The organism is Pseudomonas sp. 5Vm1k, assembly GCF_056161485.1.
This window is the reverse complement of the sequence record NZ_JBSPCZ010000022.1, coordinates 33,587-49,917: the sequence shown is the minus strand read 5'-3', so window position 1 is coordinate 49,917 and position 16,331 is coordinate 33,587. Positions and strand designations below refer to the sequence as shown.

22 protein-coding genes are annotated in these 16,331 nt (G+C 58.9%); 10 read left to right on the top strand and 12 right to left on the bottom strand.

The features are described 5' to 3' along the window. Positions 1 to 79 precede the first annotated feature (79 nt). The 7 genes from murA to ACWIKB_RS29090 form a co-directional block, all read right to left on the bottom strand. Entirely contained in the window at positions 80 to 1,345 is a 1,266-nt protein-coding gene (murA, locus tag ACWIKB_RS29120; RefSeq protein ID WP_054049887.1) for a UDP-N-acetylglucosamine 1-carboxyvinyltransferase, read from the bottom strand. Positions 1,346 to 1,367: 22 nt separating this feature from the next. Then, positions 1,368 to 1,607 (bottom strand): BolA family protein, encoded by a 240-nt coding sequence (locus tag ACWIKB_RS29115; RefSeq protein WP_046052891.1) that lies wholly within the window; start codon positions 1,605 to 1,607, stop codon positions 1,368 to 1,370. 115 nt (positions 1,608 to 1,722) lie between these two features. After that, positions 1,723 to 2,028, bottom strand: a complete 306-nt coding sequence (locus ACWIKB_RS29110; protein WP_475270972.1) for an STAS domain-containing protein — start codon at positions 2,026 to 2,028, stop codon at positions 1,723 to 1,725. Beyond that, the gene (locus ACWIKB_RS29105) at positions 2,025 to 2,681 is read right to left on the bottom strand and encodes an MlaC/ttg2D family ABC transporter substrate-binding protein (RefSeq protein WP_475270971.1); all 657 of its coding nucleotides are present in this window, start codon (positions 2,679 to 2,681) and stop codon (positions 2,025 to 2,027) included. Before ACWIKB_RS29105 ends, ACWIKB_RS29110 begins: the two co-directional genes overlap by 4 nt. An 11-nt stretch (positions 2,682 to 2,692) precedes the next feature. Further along, on the bottom strand, positions 2,693 to 3,160 hold the full coding sequence (gene mlaD / locus ACWIKB_RS29100; protein WP_475270970.1) for an outer membrane lipid asymmetry maintenance protein MlaD: 468 nt from the start codon (positions 3,158 to 3,160) through the stop codon (positions 2,693 to 2,695). Continuing rightward, positions 3,160 to 3,957, bottom strand: a complete 798-nt coding sequence (gene mlaE / locus ACWIKB_RS29095) for a lipid asymmetry maintenance ABC transporter permease subunit MlaE (RefSeq protein WP_475270969.1) — start codon at positions 3,955 to 3,957, stop codon at positions 3,160 to 3,162. Before mlaE ends, mlaD begins: the two co-directional genes overlap by 1 nt. Next, on the bottom strand, positions 3,957 to 4,766 hold the full coding sequence (locus ACWIKB_RS29090; protein WP_054049897.1) for an ATP-binding cassette domain-containing protein: 810 nt from the start codon (positions 4,764 to 4,766) through the stop codon (positions 3,957 to 3,959). The genes mlaE and ACWIKB_RS29090 overlap by 1 nt, the downstream gene beginning before the upstream one ends. Positions 4,767 to 5,042: 276 nt before the next feature. Between ACWIKB_RS29090 and ACWIKB_RS29085 the strand changes: the two genes are divergently transcribed. The 10 genes from ACWIKB_RS29085 (at position 5,043) to ACWIKB_RS29040 (ending at position 12,254) form a co-directional block, all read left to right on the top strand. Further along, complete coding sequence (locus ACWIKB_RS29085) at positions 5,043 to 6,017, top strand: KpsF/GutQ family sugar-phosphate isomerase (protein WP_475270968.1); 975 nt, start codon at positions 5,043 to 5,045, stop codon at positions 6,015 to 6,017. After that, positions 6,017 to 6,541, top strand: coding sequence for a KdsC family phosphatase (locus tag ACWIKB_RS29080; RefSeq protein WP_475270967.1), 525 nt, complete (start codon positions 6,017 to 6,019; stop codon positions 6,539 to 6,541). The genes ACWIKB_RS29085 and ACWIKB_RS29080 overlap by 1 nt, the downstream gene beginning before the upstream one ends. Before the next feature lie 13 nt (positions 6,542 to 6,554). Then, positions 6,555 to 7,127, top strand: coding sequence for an LPS export ABC transporter periplasmic protein LptC (gene lptC, locus ACWIKB_RS29075; RefSeq protein ID WP_475271003.1), 573 nt, complete (start codon positions 6,555 to 6,557; stop codon positions 7,125 to 7,127). Then, complete coding sequence (gene lptA / locus ACWIKB_RS29070; protein ID WP_475270966.1) at positions 7,114 to 7,662, top strand: lipopolysaccharide transport periplasmic protein LptA; 549 nt, start codon at positions 7,114 to 7,116, stop codon at positions 7,660 to 7,662. The genes lptC and lptA overlap by 14 nt, the downstream gene beginning before the upstream one ends. Next, positions 7,662 to 8,387, top strand: a complete 726-nt coding sequence (gene lptB / locus ACWIKB_RS29065; protein ID WP_054049904.1) for an LPS export ABC transporter ATP-binding protein — start codon at positions 7,662 to 7,664, stop codon at positions 8,385 to 8,387. The genes lptA and lptB overlap by 1 nt, the downstream gene beginning before the upstream one ends. A 363-nt stretch (positions 8,388 to 8,750) precedes the next feature. Then, positions 8,751 to 10,244 (top strand): RNA polymerase factor sigma-54, encoded by a 1,494-nt coding sequence (locus tag ACWIKB_RS29060; protein WP_150639286.1) that lies wholly within the window; start codon positions 8,751 to 8,753, stop codon positions 10,242 to 10,244. Between the two features lie 73 nt (positions 10,245 to 10,317). Beyond that, on the top strand, positions 10,318 to 10,626 hold the full coding sequence (hpf, locus tag ACWIKB_RS29055) for a ribosome hibernation-promoting factor, HPF/YfiA family (protein ID WP_054049907.1): 309 nt from the start codon (positions 10,318 to 10,320) through the stop codon (positions 10,624 to 10,626). A gap of 12 nt (positions 10,627 to 10,638) precedes the next feature. Continuing rightward, positions 10,639 to 11,103, top strand: coding sequence for a PTS IIA-like nitrogen regulatory protein PtsN (gene ptsN, locus ACWIKB_RS29050; RefSeq protein WP_475270965.1), 465 nt, complete (start codon positions 10,639 to 10,641; stop codon positions 11,101 to 11,103). 2 nt (positions 11,104 to 11,105) lie between these two features. Further along, positions 11,106 to 11,963, top strand: a complete 858-nt coding sequence (gene rapZ / locus ACWIKB_RS29045; protein WP_475270964.1) for an RNase adapter RapZ — start codon at positions 11,106 to 11,108, stop codon at positions 11,961 to 11,963. A gap of 15 nt (positions 11,964 to 11,978) precedes the next feature. Then, a complete protein-coding gene (locus tag ACWIKB_RS29040) occupies positions 11,979 to 12,254 on the top strand; it encodes an HPr family phosphocarrier protein (protein WP_201195804.1) in 276 nt (91 codons plus the stop codon). Positions 12,255 to 12,345: 91 nt separating this feature from the next. On the opposite strand, the gene ACWIKB_RS29035 is transcribed toward ACWIKB_RS29040, so the two are convergent. The 5 genes from ACWIKB_RS29035 to ACWIKB_RS29015 are packed head-to-tail and all read right to left on the bottom strand — an operon-like array spanning position 12,346 to position 16,115. Beyond that, a complete protein-coding gene (locus ACWIKB_RS29035; RefSeq protein ID WP_475270963.1) occupies positions 12,346 to 13,239 on the bottom strand; it encodes a ZIP family metal transporter in 894 nt (297 codons plus the stop codon). Between the two features lie 30 nt (positions 13,240 to 13,269). After that, complete coding sequence (locus ACWIKB_RS29030) at positions 13,270 to 13,881, bottom strand: superoxide dismutase (protein ID WP_475270962.1); 612 nt, start codon at positions 13,879 to 13,881, stop codon at positions 13,270 to 13,272. Between the two features lies 1 nt (position 13,882). After that, entirely contained in the window at positions 13,883 to 14,323 is a 441-nt protein-coding gene (locus ACWIKB_RS29025; RefSeq protein WP_475270961.1) for a hypothetical protein, read from the bottom strand. 27 nt (positions 14,324 to 14,350) lie between these two features. Beyond that, positions 14,351 to 15,727, bottom strand: coding sequence for a class II fumarate hydratase (locus ACWIKB_RS29020; protein WP_475270960.1), 1,377 nt, complete (start codon positions 15,725 to 15,727; stop codon positions 14,351 to 14,353). Further along, positions 15,720 to 16,115 carry a FagA protein gene (locus tag ACWIKB_RS29015; protein WP_475270959.1) on the bottom strand — a complete coding sequence of 132 codons (396 nt, stop codon included), beginning with the start codon at positions 16,113 to 16,115 and terminating at the stop codon, positions 15,720 to 15,722. Before ACWIKB_RS29015 ends, ACWIKB_RS29020 begins: the two co-directional genes overlap by 8 nt. Positions 16,116 to 16,331: the final 216 nt, after the last annotated feature.

Sequence of the window (16,331 nt, the reverse complement as noted above, 5' to 3'; positions counted from 1 at the left end):
GGTCGCGAAGCGGCCCCAACAGCGGGACTGCTGCGCAGTCCAACGGGAGCAAGCTCCCTCGCCACAATTGCAGCAGAAACTAGCCCGGCACGCGGCGGATCTTGGCGCCGAGCATCTGCAGTTTCTCTTCGATGCACTCGTAACCACGGTCGATGTGGTAGATGCGATCGATCAGGGTGTCACCTTCAGCGATCAGCGCCGAGATCACCAGGCTGGCCGAAGCACGCAGGTCGGTGGCCATGACTGGCGCGCCTTTGAGCTTCTCGGTGCCGGTCACGATGGCAGTGTTGCCTTCAACCTGGATCTTGGCGCCCATGCGGTGCAGCTCGTACACGTGCATGAAACGGTTTTCGAAGATCGTCTCGATCACTGCGCCAGTGCCTTCGGCAATCGCATTGAGGGAGATGAACTGCGCCTGCATGTCGGTCGGGAACGCCGGGTACGGAGCGGTCCGCACGTTGACGGCTTTTGGCCGCTTGCCGTGCATGTTCAGCTCGATCCAGTCGTCGCCGCAGGTGATTTCGGCACCCGACTCACGAAGTTTTTCCAGAACGGCTTCGAGGATGGTCGGATCGGTGTCCTTGACCTTCACACGACCGCCGGTCACGGCTGCCGCGACCAGGTAGGTGCCGGTCTCGATACGGTCCGGCATCACCTTGTAGGTGGCCGGGTGCAGACGCTCAACGCCATCGATGGTGATGGTGTCAGTGCCGGCACCGGTGATCTTGGCACCCATGGCGATCAGGAAGTTCGCCAGGTCGATGACTTCAGGCTCGCGCGCGGCGTTGGCCAGGACGCTGCGGCCCTTGGCCAGAGCAGCGGCCATCATGATGTTTTCGGTACCGGTCACGCTGACGGTGTCGAAGAAGAAGTGCGCACCGCGCAAGCCGCCTTCTGGCGCCTTGGCCTTGATGTAGCCGCCTTCGACGTCGATGACCGCGCCCATGGCTTCAAGACCACGGATGTGCAGGTCGACCGGACGCGAACCGATGGCGCAACCGCCAGGCAGTGCGACTTCGGCTTCGCCGAAACGGGCAACCATCGGACCGAGCACCAGGATCGAGGCACGCATGGTTTTCACCAGTTCGTACGGTGCGATCAGGGTCTTGATGGTGCGAGGGTCGATTTCGACGCTCAGCTTCTCATCGATCACCGGCTCGATACCCATGCGACCGAACAGCTCGATCATGGTGGTGATGTCGTGCAGGTGCGGCAGGTTGGCCACAGTCACCGGGCCATCGCACAGCAAAGTGGCGGCCAGGATCGGCAGGGCAGAGTTCTTTGCCCCGGAAATGCGGATTTCGCCATCAAGACGAACGCCACCGGTAATAATCAATTTATCCATAAGAATCTCGACGCCCTTGGGCTCAGGTGCGCTCGGCCCAGGCCGCGCTGCTGAAAAATTTCATAGTGACCGCATGGATGCTGCCATCGGTGATCCATGGGTTCAAATGGGCATAGATCTGCTGCTGACGCTTCACCGGGCTCAACGCCGCCAGTTCATCGCTAATCACATTCAGCTGAAAGTTGCAGCCTTCGCCTTCAACTTCGACTTGAGTTCCCGGCAGCTTTCCTTCGAGAAAGCTCTTCACTTCTACGGCCTGCATGCTCAACCTCAATCGGCGCCCTGTGCGCACGGGTCGGACATCATACAAAAAAGCCCCGCGCCTGCGAACCCCGCATTCACAGGACTCTGACGGGGGGCTTCTTTAATGGATGTCGTTAGGGGTGCGCCAACAGCTCGGTCAATTCGCTGACCTGAGCGATTTCGCGCATGTCTTCGGGCATTGCGCGGATGCTCAGGGCCTTGCCGGCCGCCTGGGCATCGCGCATGAAGCACAGCAGCAACGACAAGCCTACGCTGCTGGACTTCACCACCGCCGAACAATCAACCACCACCGCAGTGGCGGTGCTGGACTTGATCAGCGCCTGACCGTGCTTGCGCAAGTCAGGGCCGGTGCGGTAATCCAGCACGCCGCTGAGCAGCAACTCGCCGGTTTCGCTCATGCGAACGGCCGACTCACTCATTGGGACTGCTTCTCGGTGGAGTGCTTCTCGGTGGCTTCCTTGGCTTTAGCGACTTCCCCGGCCCAATTGTTGATGGTCTTGTCCAGGTCGTTGCCATTGCGCTGCATCGCGTCAGCGAACTGATCGCGGAACAGCTTGCCGATGTTGATGCCGTTGATGATCACGTTGCGCAGTTTCCACTCGCCATTGATCTTCTCGAGTGTGTACTGCACTGGATAAACCGCGCCATTGCTGCCCTTGACCGTCATGCCAACGCTGGTCCGTTCTCCGGACTCATCCTTGGCAGGGTCAACGGTGATGCCCTGGTTGTTGTACTCAAGCAAGGCGTTGCCATAGAACTGGAACAGGCCTTTCTTGAAGTTTTCCTGGAACGTCTGCATCTGCGCTGGTGTGGCTTTGCGCGAATACTTGACCGTCATGATGCTCTTGGAAATACCTTCGGCATCCACCACAGGCCCGACGATAGTGTTCAGCGCCGTGTAAAAGTCTGCGGGATCCTGCTTGTACTTCGCTTTGTTGGCGGACAGGTCGGCGAGCATCCGGGTCGTGGTGTCCTGAACCAGATCGTGCGCCGAAGGCGCCGCCACGGCGTTAGCCATCAACGGCAGGGCCGCCAGTAAAACCAACAGGCCACGTCGCAAGGTAGAGATCATTCAAAAGCTCCTCATTTGGCGTCTTTGCTAACGGTATTGAGCAGAAATTTACCGATCAGGTCTTCAAGCACCAGCGACGACTGGGTGTCGTGGATGGTCCCACCATCCTTGAGCAAGGCTTGTTCCCCGCCCACGCTGATACCAATGTACTTCTCGCCCAACAGGCCAGCCGTCAGGATAGATGCAGTGGAGTCAGTCGGCAGATTATCTACGCGCTTTTCCAATTGCATGGTCACCCGGCCGGTGAAGCTGTCGCGGTCCAGATCGATCGCCGTGACCTTGCCGATGGTCACACCGGCCATGGTCACTTTAGCTCTGACAGTCAAACCGGCGATATTGTCGAAGTACGCATAAAGTTTATACGTTTCGGCGTTTGTAGTCGGGGACAGGCCACTGACTCGCAGCGCAAGCAGCAGCAAAGCCAGGATGCCAGCCAGCAAGAAAAGGCCGACACCGATTTCCAGGGTGCGGTTTTGCATCAGAAATCTCCAAACATCAAGGCGGTCAGAATAAAGTCCAGGCCGAGCACTGCCAAAGAGGCATACACCACGGTCTTGGTTGTGGCACGACTGATTCCCTCGGAAGTGGGCTCGCAGTCATAGCCTTGGAATACGGCAATCCAGGTCACGACAAACCCGAAAACGATGCTTTTGATGATGCCGTTGAGCACGTCGCCATTGAACGTCACGCTGTTTTGCATGTTCGCCCAGTAGGAGCCGTCATAGACGCCCAGCCAGTCGACTGCCACCCACGAACCGCCCCAGATCCCGACGACGCTGAAAATCATTGCCAGCACCGGCAGGGAAATGAAACCGGCCCACAGGCGCGGGGCAACGATGTACTTGAGCGGGTCGACGCCAATCATTTCCAGACTGGACAACTGCTCGGTGGACTTCATGTTGCCGATTTCGGCGGTCAGGGCCGAACCGGCACGCCCGGCGAACAGCAATGCGGTCACCACTGGCCCCAGCTCACGCAGCAACGTCAGGGCAACCATCTGCCCGACAGCTTGCTCCGAACCGTAGCTGGACAGGATGTTGAAGCCTTGCAGCGCCAACACCATGCCGATGAACACCCCGGAAACCACGATGATCACCAGGGACATCACGCCGATCGAATGCAGTTGTTTGATCAGCAAGCCGAAACCGCCGCCAATTCCGCCGCGACCCAGCAATGCATGAAACAGGAAAATCGCCGCACGTCCGAACACCCCGACGGCATCGATCGCCGCGTGGCCGAACCGGCGCACTCTTTCTATTAACGAAATCTTGCGCATCAGCGCTTCCCCAGAAGATCTGCGCGGTAATCCGTCGCTGGAAAGTGATAAGCGACCGGACCATCGGGTTCGCCTGTCATGAATTGACGGATACGCGGCTCTTGCGAGTTCATCAGCTCTTCAGGCGTGCCCTGCCCCAACACTTGCCCTTCACCGACTACATAGATGTAGTCAGCAATGCTCGCCGTCTCCGCCAGATCGTGGGAAACCACGATACTGGTGATGCCCAGCGCGTCATTGAGGAGGCGGATCAGGCGCACAAGCACGCCCATGGCGATCGGGTCCTGCCCCACGAAGGGCTCGTCATACATGAGGATCTGCGGATCGAGGGCAATGGCCCGGGCCAATGCAACGCGACGCTTCATGCCGCCGGACAATTCGTCCGGCATCAGGTCGATGGCGCCACGCAAACCCACGGCCTGCAATTTGAGCAGGACGATGTCGCGGATCATTTCTTCCGGCAGCTCGGTATGAACGCGCAGCGGAAAGGCAACGTTCTCGAACACATCGAGATCGGTAAACAGCGCGCCGCTCTGAAACAGCACGCCCATGTGCTTGCGCGCATCGAATAAGTCGCTGCGAGACAATTTGGGCAAATTTTGGCCGTTGACCCAGACTTCGCCGCTGGTAGGTCGCAACTGTGCGCCCATCAGCCGTAACAGCGTGGTCTTGCCACACCCGGAAGGACCCATGATGCCGGTGACCTTGCCGCGCGGGATGCGGATATCGACGTTATTGAAAATGCTGCGCGTACCGCGCTTGAAGGTCAGTCCCTTCAGCTCGACCGCGTAGGCGTTATCGGCACTCATCTAAACTCCTTGCGATGCAGCCTCTCACTCGGACGCCTGGCTCTCTGACGAAAGCACATACCTCCCCGGGCGGGCCGAACTGGCGGCGAACTATATCACTGCAACGGGCAAGCGCCAAAGGCCCAAGCCGGGCCATGTTCAGCAACATGACAGGGTAAAAGCTTCTATTTAGAGGGTTTCGGTAACAGGGAATGACAAAGCACGACGAACTAGCGTGAGGGTTTCGATCATTACCGCTATAATCGCCGCCTTTTCATCGGGCTATACGATTCTGACATGAGCCAATCCAGCGACCTGATTCAATCGGCACAACGCACCATCCGCCTCGAAGTGGAAGCCGTAAACGGCTTGTTGCCCCATATCGACGCAGATTTCGTACGCGCTTGCGAGATGATTCTGGCCAGCAAGGGCCGCGTGGTCGTGCTCGGCATGGGCAAATCCGGGCACATCGGCAACAAGATTGCCGCCACCCTGGCCAGCACCGGCACCACGGCGTTCTTCGTTCACCCGGCCGAAGCCAGCCACGGTGACATGGGCATGATCACCCGCGATGACATCATCCTGGCGTTGTCGAACTCCGGCTCCACCAATGAAATCGTTACGCTGCTGCCGCTGATCAAGCGTCAGGGCATCCAGTTGATCAGCATGACCGGCAACCCCGACTCCCCGCTGGCCAAGGCCGCCGAAGTCAATCTCAACGTTCATGTGGAGCACGAAGCCTGCCCTCTGAACCTGGCGCCGACCTCCTCGACCACCGCCGCGCTGGTCATGGGCGATGCCCTGGCCGTCGCATTGCTGGAGGCGCGCGGTTTTACCGCTGAAGACTTCGCGTTTTCCCATCCGGGCGGTGCGCTTGGCCGACGCCTGCTGCTGAAAGTGGAAACCGTCATGCACGCAGGTGCAGAACTGCCCCAGGTGCAGCGCGGCACGTTGCTCAAGGACGCTTTGATGGAAATGACCCGCAAGGGCCTGGGCATGACTGCGATCCTGGAAGCCGATGGCAAACTGGCCGGGATTTTCACTGACGGCGACTTGCGCCGCACCCTCGACCGGACCATCGATATCCACCATACGACCATCGACGAAGTTATGACTGTTCATGGAAAGACTGCCCGGGCCGATATGCTGGCAGCCGAAGCCCTGAAAATCATGGAAGACCATCGAATCAACGCACTGGTAGTCGTCGATAAGGAAGACCGCCCGATTGGCGCCTTCAACCTGTCCGACCTGCTGCGTGCAGGAGTAATGTAATGAGCACCGACCTGCTGCAACGCGGCAAGAACATCAAGCTGGCAGTGTTCGACGTCGACGGCGTCCTCACCGACGGGCGCCTGTACTTCCTCGAAGACGGCAGTGAGTTCAAGACATTCAGTACGCTCGACGGCCAGGGCATCAAGATGTTGATGGCAGCCGGCGTGCAGACCGCTATCATCAGCGGTCGCAAAACCCCGGTGGTCGAACGCCGAGCGAAAAACCTCGGCATTCCCCACCTGTATCAGGGGCGCGAAGACAAACTGGTGGTGCTCGACGAGCTTCTTGGCCAACTCAACCTAAGCTATGAACAGGTTGCCTACCTCGGTGACGATCTGCCGGACCTGCCGGTGATTCGCCGCGTCGGCCTGGGCATGGCGGTGGCCAATGCCGCCAGTTTCGTGCGCGAACACGCCCACGGCGTCACCCAGGCTCGTGGCGGCGAAGGTGCCGCCCGCGAATTCTGCGAACTGATCCTGCGCGCCCAGGGCCGCCTAGATGCGGCCAACGCCGCGTACTTGTGAGCCAATTATGTTTATTCTGAGCAAAAAGTTTCGCAGATTCCTGCTGTTCGGCTGCATCGCTGCGATATTCGCCGCGGTCGGCTACTGGAACATCAGCCCGGAGCGCTTCCTCGACAAGCAGGTCGCCAAAGTCGATGAAAGTGCGATCGACTATTACGCACTCAATGCCCACAGCGTTCAGTACCTGCCCGACGGCGGTCTGCAATACGACCTGACGTCCGACAAGGTCGAGCACCTCAAGGCAACCGACGTATCGCTGCTGACCAACCCGGACCTGAACATGTACCGCGGCACCGAGTTTCCGTGGCATGTCACAAGTTTGCGCGGCGAAGTGAACGCAGACGGTACTCAGGTAGAGCTGATTGATTCGGTACGCATTGCACGCACTGATGAACAGAAGCGTGAATTGATTGTTACCAGCACCCGCATGACAGTGTTCCCGCAGCAGCAATATGCGCAGACCGACCAACCCGTTAGAATCGACGGCGCTGGCGGTGTGTCGACTGGCAACGGAATGAAAGCGTATTTGAAAGAAAGCAGGATACACCTGCTATCGAACGTAAGAGGACAGTATGAGGCTCGTTAAAACTCTCCCTATTTTGCTCAGTCTGGGCGCAGCACTGGGAAGCGTGAGCGCCTGGGCTCTGCCGAACGATCAAGAGCAGCCTATCCGCATTCAGGCCGACGATGCCCAACTGGACGACAAGAATGGCGTTGCCACTTATAAAGGCGACGTGATCATTACCCAGGGTTCGATGAAGGTCACCGGCAACACCGTGACTATCACCCGCACCCCGGACGGCCAGATCGACGTAGTGACTTCGGTGGGCAACCTCGCCTACTTCGAACAACTGCAAACCGCTGGCGACACCAAGCCTGTTCAGGGCTGGGGCGTGACCATCCAGTACCACGCAGCGCAAAACCGCATCGTGCTGATCGACAAGGCCAAGGTTGTCGACAAGGACAACAACACCACCCAGGGCGAGAAAATCGTCTACGACACGGTCAAGAAGCTGGCAAGCGCCGGCCGTGCCACGGGTAACAAGGTTACCGAGGCGCGTCCGCGCATCGACATGGTGATCCAGCCGAAGCCGAAAACCGACCAGAAAAAGGCCAATTAATGGCAACCCTGAAAGCTCAGCATCTGGCCAAGAGCTACAAGAGCCGCCAGGTCGTACGTGATGTCAGCCTGTCCATCGACAGCGGTCAGATCGTCGGCCTGCTGGGCCCGAACGGCGCCGGCAAGACCACCTGCTTCTACATGATCGTCGGCCTGGTACAGGCCGATCAGGGTCGCGTCCTGATCGACGACCTGGACGTCAGCCACCAGCCGATGCACGGTCGTGCAAAGGCCGGTATCGGCTATCTTCCGCAAGAAGCGTCGATCTTCCGAAAACTGTCGGTGGCTGACAACATCATGGCCATCCTCGAGACCCGCAAGGAACTCGACAAGGCCGGTCGCCGCAAAGAGCTGGAAAGCCTGCTGCAGGAATTCCACATCAGCCATATTCGCGACAACCTCGGCATGAGCCTGTCCGGTGGCGAACGCCGCCGGGTGGAAATCGCCCGCGCACTGGCCACCAACCCGAAATTCATCCTGCTCGACGAACCTTTCGCCGGTGTAGACCCGATTTCGGTAGGCGACATCAAGCAGATCATCCATCACCTCAAGGCCAAGGGCATTGGCGTGTTGATCACTGACCACAACGTCCGTGAAACCCTGGATATCTGCGAAACCGCCTACATCGTCAACGACGGCCAACTGATCGCCGAAGGTGACTCTGCCACCATCCTGGCCAACGAACTGGTCAAGGAAGTGTATCTGGGCCATGAGTTCCGCCTGTAAGCACTGAGGTGCCTGGCTGGCCAACCGAGCGCTTGTCTCGATAAAAACTCAATAGGTTTTTATTGTTACGGCGCTCTAGGCAAACGCGACGCTTCAAAGATGTTCAGCTTTCAGCGAGGGCAACCTGTCAATAAAGCTTTATAGGTTTTTATTGTTACAGCGCTCTAGGCAAACGCGACGCTCCAAAGATGTTCAGCGTCAGCCAAGGGCAACCTGTCAATAAAGCTTTATAGGTTTTTATTGTTACAGCGCTCTAGGCAAACGCTGTGGTTTCGGGCATATAATTTGCTTAAGTTTGGCGCTCCGGCGCCCCTGTAGTGGATGGCGCATGTGCGCCGGCGAATAAGGTGTTAAGCCCCTGCCATGAAACCATCGCTAGTCTTGAGAATGGGCCAGCAGCTGACGATGACACCTCAGCTGCAACAGGCCATCCGCCTGCTCCAATTGTCGACCCTGGACCTGCAACAGGAAATCCAGGAGGCCCTGGAGTCCAATCCGATGCTCGAACGCCAGGAAGAAGGCGACGACTTCGATAACGCCGACCCCTTGGCCGACAAAGCCGAACAGCAACCCAACGCCGATGTTTCGGAACCCTCCTACCAGGAAACCGCCCCGACGGTGGATAACCTCGAGGAAGGCGACTGGAACGAGCGCATTCCCAACGAACTGCCCGTCGACACCGCGTGGGAAGACGTTTACCAGACCAGCGCCAGCAGCTTGCCGAGCAACGATGACGACGAGTGGGATTTCACCACCCGTACATCGGCCGGTGAAAGCCTGCAAAGCCACCTGCTCTGGCAACTGAACCTGGCACCGATGTCCGACACCGATCGCCTGATCGCCGTGACCCTGATCGATTGCATCAACAATCAGGGCTACCTGGACGAAACCCTCGAGGAAATCCTCGAAGCCTTCGATCCGGAACTGGACATCGAACTCGACGAAATTGAAGCCGTCCTGCACCGCATCCAGCAATTCGAACCAGCCGGCATCGGTGCCCGCAACCTGGGCGAATGCCTGTTGCTGCAATTGCGCCAACTGCCCGCCAAGACCCCTTGGCTGGCCGAGGCCAAGCGCCTGGTCAGCGATTACATCGACCTGCTCGGCAGTCGCGACTACAGCCAGTTGATGCGCCGCATGAAGCTCAAGGAAGATGAACTGCGCCAGGTGATCGAGCTGGTCCAGAGCCTGAACCCACGTCCGGGCTCGCAGATCGAGTCCAGCGAAGCCGAATACGTCGTTCCCGACGTGATCGTGCGCAAGGACAACGAGCGCTGGCTGGTGGAGTTGAACCAGGAGTCGGTGCCAAGACTGCGGGTCAATGCCCAGTACGCCGGCTTCGTACGCCGCGCCGACACCAGCGCCGACAACACCTTCATGCGCAATCAGTTGCAGGAAGCCCGCTGGTTCATCAAGAGCCTGCAAAGCCGCAACGAAACCCTGATGAAAGTAGCCACCCAGATCGTCGAGCATCAGCGCGGCTTCCTGGAGTACGGCGACGAAGCCATGAAACCGCTGGTCCTGCATGACATCGCCGAAGCGGTGGGCATGCACGAATCGACGATTTCACGGGTGACCACCCAAAAGTTCATGCATACCCCTCGGGGCATATATGAGCTGAAATACTTTTTCTCCAGTCATGTCAGCACCTCTGAAGGCGGTGAATGCTCGTCCACAGCGATTCGCGCGATCATCAAAAAACTGGTTGCCGCGGAAAATCAGAAAAAGCCGTTGAGTGACAGCAAGATCGCTGGTTTACTGGAGGCACAAGGCATTCAGGTGGCTCGCCGCACCGTCGCCAAGTACCGCGAGTCCTTAGGGATCGCGCCTTCGAGCGAACGCAAGCGGTTGATGTAAGCCACAGCACAGCGTTCCAGTGGCAGGTACCTTTACCTGCCGCTTTATGCACTGGCAACGAAGGAGAAGCTGTATGCAAGTCAACATCAGTGGACACCAACTGGAAGTGACCGAACCCCTGCGCGCCTACATCGGCGAAAAACTCGAACGATTAGAGCGGCATTTCGACAAGATCACCAACGTACAGGTGACGATGACGGTCGAGAAGCTGAAGCAGAAAATCGAAGCCACCCTGCATATTCCCGGCAGTGAAGTGGTCGCCAACGCGGAACATACCGATATGTACGCAGCGATCGACTCACTGACCGACAAGCTGGATAAACAACTCAAAAAGCATAAGGAAAAGACCCAGAGCCTCCTCCAGGGCGCGACCGGTCGTTAACACTCCCAACCCATGATCCGACTTGAAAACATCCTGACCCCCGGCCGTTCCCTCGTGAACGTGCCGGGCGGCAGTAAAAAGAAAGCCCTCGAGCAAATTGCCAACCTGATCGCCCGGGAAGTGCCGGATCTGGAGATGCAAGATGTCTTCGAGGCTCTGATTGCCCGTGAAAAACTCGGTTCCACCGGTTTTGGCAACGGCATCGCGATCCCCCACTGTCGCCTCAAGGGCTGCACCGCCCCCATCAGTGCCCTGATGCACCTTGATGCACCTATCGATTTCGACGCAATCGATGGCGCCCCGGTTGACCTGCTGTTTGTGCTGCTGGTCCCGGAAGCCGCCACCGATGCGCACCTGGAGTTGCTGCGCCAGATCGCCAGCATGCTTGACCGCAAGGACGTACGCGAAAAACTGCGTCATGCCCCGAGCAACGAAGCCTTGTATCAGGTTGTCCTGAGCGAGCAAAACGGTCACTAATCATGCGCTTGATCATCGTCAGTGGCCGTTCCGGCTCAGGTAAAAGTACCGCGCTCGATGTCCTTGAGGACAACGGCTACTACTGCATCGACAACCTGCCTGCCGGCCTGCTGCCGGAGCTGGCCGAACGTGCGCTGATCCATACTGAACTGGCACAACCGCTGGTCGCCGTGTCCATTGACGCCCGCAACCTGCCCAGCCACCTGTCGCGTTTTCCCGAATTACTTGAAGAAGTCCGCAGTCGGCATATCCAGTGCGACGTGCTGTATCTGGATGCCGATGAAGAAACTCTGCTCAAGCGTTTCTCGGAAACCCGCCGCCGTCACCCGCTAAGTACCGCCAACCGCTCGCTGGCCGAGGCGATAGAGGACGAGACTCAACTGCTGGGGCCCATCGCGGACCTCGCCGACCTCAAGATCAACACCACCAACCTGAACCTGTACCAACTGCGCGACACCATCAAGCTGCGCCTGCTGAACCAGCCGGAGCCCGGCACTGCGTTCCTGGTGGAATCTTTCGGGTTCAAGCGTGGCATGCCGGTGGATGCCGACGTCGTATTCGACGTGCGCTGCCTGCCCAATCCGTACTGGAAACCGGAGCTTCGGGCGCAGTCCGGGCTGGATCAACCGGTGGCCGAGTATTTGGCGGCACAGCCAGACGTCGAAGAGATGTTCCAGGACATCTACAACTACCTGTTCAAGTGGCTGCCGCGTTTTGCTGCCAGTAATCGCGCCTATGTCACCATTGCCATTGGTTGCACCGGCGGACATCACCGCTCCGTCTACCTGACCGAACGTCTGGGTCAGGCCCTGCAACAATCCCTGAAGAACGTCCAGGTTCGCCACCGCGACCTCAGCTAAAGGATTCACAACGCGATGCCTGCTCTGGAAATTGAAATCATCAACAAGCTGGGCCTGCATGCCCGTGCTTCTGCAAAATTCGTTGGCGTTGCCGGTGAGTTCAAGGATTGCTCGATCAGAGTAGGTCGCACGCCGGAATCCACAGTCGACGGCAAAAGCATCATGGCCATGATGATGTTGGCGGCTGGCAAGGGCACCAGGATCCACCTGAGCACTGAAGGCGAACAGGCTGAAGAGGCGCTGCAGGCATTGGTGGCACTGATCAACGACTACTTCGGCGAAGGCGAGTAAAGATCAAGATCAGAAGATCGCAGCCTTCGGCAGCTCTTACAGGGGAACACGATCCATGTAGGAGTTGCCGAAGGCTGCGATCTTTTCATTTTCAGGCGAGCGCCGTATCCATCACCATCATCAAGCAAAACCCCATCAGCAACCCAAGGCTGGCCAGTTTGTCGTGACCATTGCGCCGCGACTCTGGAATGACTTCATGAGTCACCACCAGCAGCATCGCCCCGGCTGCCAGCGCCAGACCCAACGGCAATAGCAATTCAGCCAGGCTCACCAGCCACGCACACAACAACGCGAACACCGGCTCCACCAATCCTGATGCAGCACCGATCAGGAACGCCTTGACCCGCGACATCCCCGCCCCTGCCAACACCAACGCAATCACCAGCCCCTCGGGCACATCCTGTAAAGCAATGCCCATGGCCAGGCTGTCGGCGTCGGGCATACCACCACCGGCCGAAACCCCGACCGCCATGCCTTCGGGAATGTTGTGGGCGATGATGGCAAACACAAACAGCCAGATTCGCGGCGGGATCACCGGCCGCTCCAGTGTACCGACGAGCATTTCCGGACTGGCCCCGGAGACCTTGCGGTCCACCAGAAACAACCCGAACGCGCCGAGCATGATGCCGAAGCTGATCAGACCGCTGGCGGTCCAGGGCGTCAGCCCCAGGCTTTCAGCCGCGGAGATGCCCGGCACGATCAGCGAAAACGCCGTCGCCGCGAGCATCACCCCGGCCCCGAAACCAAGCAAGGTATCGCTGAGCGCTTGGGGCATGCGCCGGATCACCAGCACCGGCACCGCCCCCAGCGCAGTGCCCAACGCGCAAATCGCCCCGCCCTGCAGGGCACGCAGCAGTTTCGGCTCAAGGTCTAGCCACGCCAATCCTTGGGCAGCCAACAGTGTCATACCCGCCAGCAGTAACAGCGATCCCAACGCGTAACGAAACATCCGCCCGCTACCGATCGCCAGTGTTTCAGTGCCCATAGTCGGCCTTGGATTCTTGTTATAGATGACTTAAACCAGCGCAGCCTGATAGCGCGTCGCGACTTCAGGCCAATTAATCACGTTGTAGAACGCGTTGATGTATTCCGGACGACGGTTCTGATAACGCAGGTAATAGGCGTGCTCCCAGACGTCCAGGCCGAGGATCGGCGTGTTGCCGTTCATCAATGGGCTGTCCTGATTACCGCTGCTTTCCACGATCAGGGTCTTTTGCGGCGTGACGCTCAACCACGCCCAGCCACTGCCGAAGCGGGTTAGCGCGGCCTTGGTGAATGCGTCCTTGAAACTGTCGAGGCCGCCCAATTGTTCATCGATGGCAGTGGCCAGCGCACCGTCAGGTTTGCCGCCAGCGTTGGGCGCCATGACCTCCCAGAACAGCGAATGGTTGGCGTGGCCACCGCCCTGATTGATCACTGCAGCGCGCAGTTTTTCCGGGAGTTGCTGGACGCTGGCCACTAGTTTTTCCACCGACCACTCGGCAAATTCGGTGCCCTCGACGGCAGCGTTGAGGTTGTTGATGTAGGTCTGGTGGTGCTTGGTGTAGTGGATTTCCATGGTCTGTGCATCGATGTGCGGTTCCAGGGCGTCGTAAGCGTACGGCAAGGCAGGCAAGGTAAAAGCCATTTCAATGGACTCCATGTTGAATAGGGGCAGGCTGATGCCGGGGCGACGCAGCATCCATGTGCAGCAACCGATGGGTGCGCGGGTATTCGCCGTGCTCACTGATGAAATTCAGCAGTTCGACGTAGGTTTTGCTGCTCTGGCGCAGCGCGGCCTCACGCAATGCCGGGGCCAGTCGCGGGTCCTGCATGGTCTGCAACAAGCGTTGATGGATGGCGCACAGGTACTCGGCGCTCTCCTCCGGCTGGTTCAGGCGCAAATGCAGGTCCGCCAGGTTGTGGTGGGAAATCACGCAAGCGGCCACCGCTTCGTCGGCATCCGCCCAGCGCTCGAACAACACCTGGGCCAGCGCCAAGGCCTGCAAGTAAGCCTCGCGGGCATCGACGAACTCGCCCAGCATGAAATGGCGATTAGCCCTTTCGATCGTGCGTTTCCAGTGCTCCATGGTGAGCCTCCAAAGCGGTAGCGGGGATTACACGCCGCCTGCGGTGAGCTTCTCTGGGTTAAGCAACTCTTCCAGTTGGCTGCGCGACAGGTCGGTGTGTTCCAGGGCGACATCAATCACCGGACGGCCCTGCTGATACGCCTTCTTGGCGATTTCAGCGGCTTTTTGGTAACCGATGATCGGGTTAAGTGCAGTGACCAGAATCGGATTGCGCGCCAGCGCTTCCTTGATCCGGGCCTCGTTGACCTTGAAGCTGGCGATGGCTTTGTCACCCAGCAGGCGGCTGGAGTTGGCCAGCAACTCGATGCTGCTCAACAGGTTCTGGGCGATGATCGGCAGCATCACGTTCAGTTCGAAGTTGCCCGATTGGCCGGCGATGGTGATCACTGTGTCGTTGCCGATCACCTGAGCGGCGACCATCGCCGTGGCTTCCGGGATTACCGGATTGACCTTGCCCGGCATGATCGACGAGCCCGGCTGCAAGGCTTCGAGTTCGATTTCGCCGAGGCCTGCCAGCGGCCCGGAGTTCATCCAGCGCAGGTCGTTGGCGATTTTCATCAGAGACACGGCGGTGGCCTTGAGCTGACCGGAGACCGCGACCGCCGTGTCCTGGGAACCGATCAACGCGAACAGATCCTTGCCCGGCCGGAATTGCACCTGAGTCAGTTTGCTCAGTTGCTGGCTGAACAGCGCCGCAAACTGCGGATGCGCGTTGATCCCGGTGCCGACTGCGGTGCCGCCCTGAGCCAGGGATTGCAAGCTCGGCAGCAGGTCTTGCAGGTGGCCGATGTTGGCCTTGAGCTGTTGCGCCCAACCGTTGAGCACCTGGCTCATGCGCACAGGCATGGCGTCCATCAAGTGAGTGCGGCCGGTTTTGACGTGGTGGTGAACCTGCTCGGCCTTGTGCTCGATCACTTGCACCAGATGCACCAGCGCCGGCAGCAATTGTTCATGCAAGGCCAGCGCGGCACTGACGTGGATGGTGGTCGGGATGATGTCGTTGCTGCTCTGGCCACAGTTGACGTGGTCGTTGGGATTAACCGGCTCGCCGAGCAAACGGCTGGCCAGGGTGGCGATCACTTCGTTGGCGTTCATGTTGGAGCTGGTACCGGAACCGGTCTGGAAGATATCCACCGGGAAATGCTGCATGAAATCGCCTTCGAGCAAGCCTTGCGCCGCATCGACGATGGCTTTGCCCTGGGACTCGCTGATCTGCTTGAGCTCGACGTTCGCTCGGGCGGCAGCGGCTTTGGCCAGGATCAACGCGCGGATGAATTGCACCGGCATCGATTTGCCGCTGATCGGGAAGTTATCCACTGCACGTTGGGTTTGCGCGCCGTAGAGAGCATTTTCCGGGACCTGAAGCTCGCCCATGCTGTCGCGTTCGATACGAGTGTTACTCATCGGGAAATCCTTGCACCAGTTCTATGAGAGGAATCGAGGGCTGCAACTCGCAGGTCGCCAGTTGCCAGGTGTAGCTCTGCCAGCGTTTGAGGCGGCATTTGCACAGGGAGAGACGTTCCAGTTCGCGTAACGGGCGCCAGGTCTGGTCGAGACAGTAGGTGCGCCAGTGCCACGGCAGCGCGACATCGGCGGCGGTGTCGATCAGCAAACGGAAGGAAGTTTCAGCGATGGTCCAGGGCGAGGTGGCCGTGCAACAGGCCAGATACCGGCCTTCGGCCAGGTAATGTTCGATCAGGCGCGGCTCATCGGGATCCATCGCGCAACGGATCTGGCGACTCATCCAGCGCCAGCTTTCGAGGTACGGCTGCTCGTGCAAGGCAGAACTCATAATCCGGGCTCATTCGGTAATGAGATTTATTATTAGATGATAATGAGAACCAACACAACCCCAGAGTCATACACAGATCCATGTGGGAGCGGGCTTGCTCGCGAAGGCGGTGTGTCAGTCACCATCATTTGCGGCTGACCCGCCGCCTTCGCGAGCAAGCCCGCTCCCACAAGGGGACTTTCGCAAGGCCTATAAAAAAAGGCGCGCCATCCGATG

Excerpts from the sequence above, each read along its gene's own strand:
- murA (WP_054049887.1), bottom strand. The coding sequence starts at position 1,345 with ATGGATAAATTGATTATTACCGGTGGCGTTCGTCTTGATGGCGAAATC.
- ACWIKB_RS29115 (WP_046052891.1), bottom strand. The coding sequence starts at position 1,607 with ATGCAGGCCGTAGAAGTGAAGAGCTTTCTCGAAGGAAAGCTGCCGGGA.
- ACWIKB_RS29110 (WP_475270972.1), bottom strand. The coding sequence starts at position 2,028 with ATGAGTGAGTCGGCCGTTCGCATGAGCGAAACCGGCGAGTTGCTGCTC.
- ACWIKB_RS29105 (WP_475270971.1), bottom strand. The coding sequence starts at position 2,681 with ATGATCTCTACCTTGCGACGTGGCCTGTTGGTTTTACTGGCGGCCCTG.
- mlaD (WP_475270970.1), bottom strand. The coding sequence starts at position 3,160 with ATGCAAAACCGCACCCTGGAAATCGGTGTCGGCCTTTTCTTGCTGGCT.
- mlaE (WP_475270969.1), bottom strand. The coding sequence starts at position 3,957 with ATGCGCAAGATTTCGTTAATAGAAAGAGTGCGCCGGTTCGGCCACGCG.
- ACWIKB_RS29090 (WP_054049897.1), bottom strand. The coding sequence starts at position 4,766 with ATGAGTGCCGATAACGCCTACGCGGTCGAGCTGAAGGGACTGACCTTC.
- ACWIKB_RS29085 (WP_475270968.1), top strand. The coding sequence starts at position 5,043 with ATGAGCCAATCCAGCGACCTGATTCAATCGGCACAACGCACCATCCGC.
- ACWIKB_RS29080 (WP_475270967.1), top strand. The coding sequence starts at position 6,017 with ATGAGCACCGACCTGCTGCAACGCGGCAAGAACATCAAGCTGGCAGTG.
- lptA (WP_475270966.1), top strand. The coding sequence starts at position 7,114 with ATGAGGCTCGTTAAAACTCTCCCTATTTTGCTCAGTCTGGGCGCAGCA.
- lptB (WP_054049904.1), top strand. The coding sequence starts at position 7,662 with ATGGCAACCCTGAAAGCTCAGCATCTGGCCAAGAGCTACAAGAGCCGC.
- ACWIKB_RS29060 (WP_150639286.1), top strand. The coding sequence starts at position 8,751 with ATGAAACCATCGCTAGTCTTGAGAATGGGCCAGCAGCTGACGATGACA.
- hpf (WP_054049907.1), top strand. The coding sequence starts at position 10,318 with ATGCAAGTCAACATCAGTGGACACCAACTGGAAGTGACCGAACCCCTG.
- ptsN (WP_475270965.1), top strand. The coding sequence starts at position 10,639 with ATGATCCGACTTGAAAACATCCTGACCCCCGGCCGTTCCCTCGTGAAC.
- rapZ (WP_475270964.1), top strand. The coding sequence starts at position 11,106 with ATGCGCTTGATCATCGTCAGTGGCCGTTCCGGCTCAGGTAAAAGTACC.
- ACWIKB_RS29040 (WP_201195804.1), top strand. The coding sequence starts at position 11,979 with ATGCCTGCTCTGGAAATTGAAATCATCAACAAGCTGGGCCTGCATGCC.
- ACWIKB_RS29035 (WP_475270963.1), bottom strand. The coding sequence starts at position 13,239 with ATGGGCACTGAAACACTGGCGATCGGTAGCGGGCGGATGTTTCGTTAC.
- ACWIKB_RS29030 (WP_475270962.1), bottom strand. The coding sequence starts at position 13,881 with ATGGCTTTTACCTTGCCTGCCTTGCCGTACGCTTACGACGCCCTGGAA.
- ACWIKB_RS29025 (WP_475270961.1), bottom strand. The coding sequence starts at position 14,323 with ATGGAGCACTGGAAACGCACGATCGAAAGGGCTAATCGCCATTTCATG.
- ACWIKB_RS29020 (WP_475270960.1), bottom strand. The coding sequence starts at position 15,727 with ATGAGTAACACTCGTATCGAACGCGACAGCATGGGCGAGCTTCAGGTC.
- ACWIKB_RS29015 (WP_475270959.1), bottom strand. The coding sequence starts at position 16,115 with ATGAGTTCTGCCTTGCACGAGCAGCCGTACCTCGAAAGCTGGCGCTGG.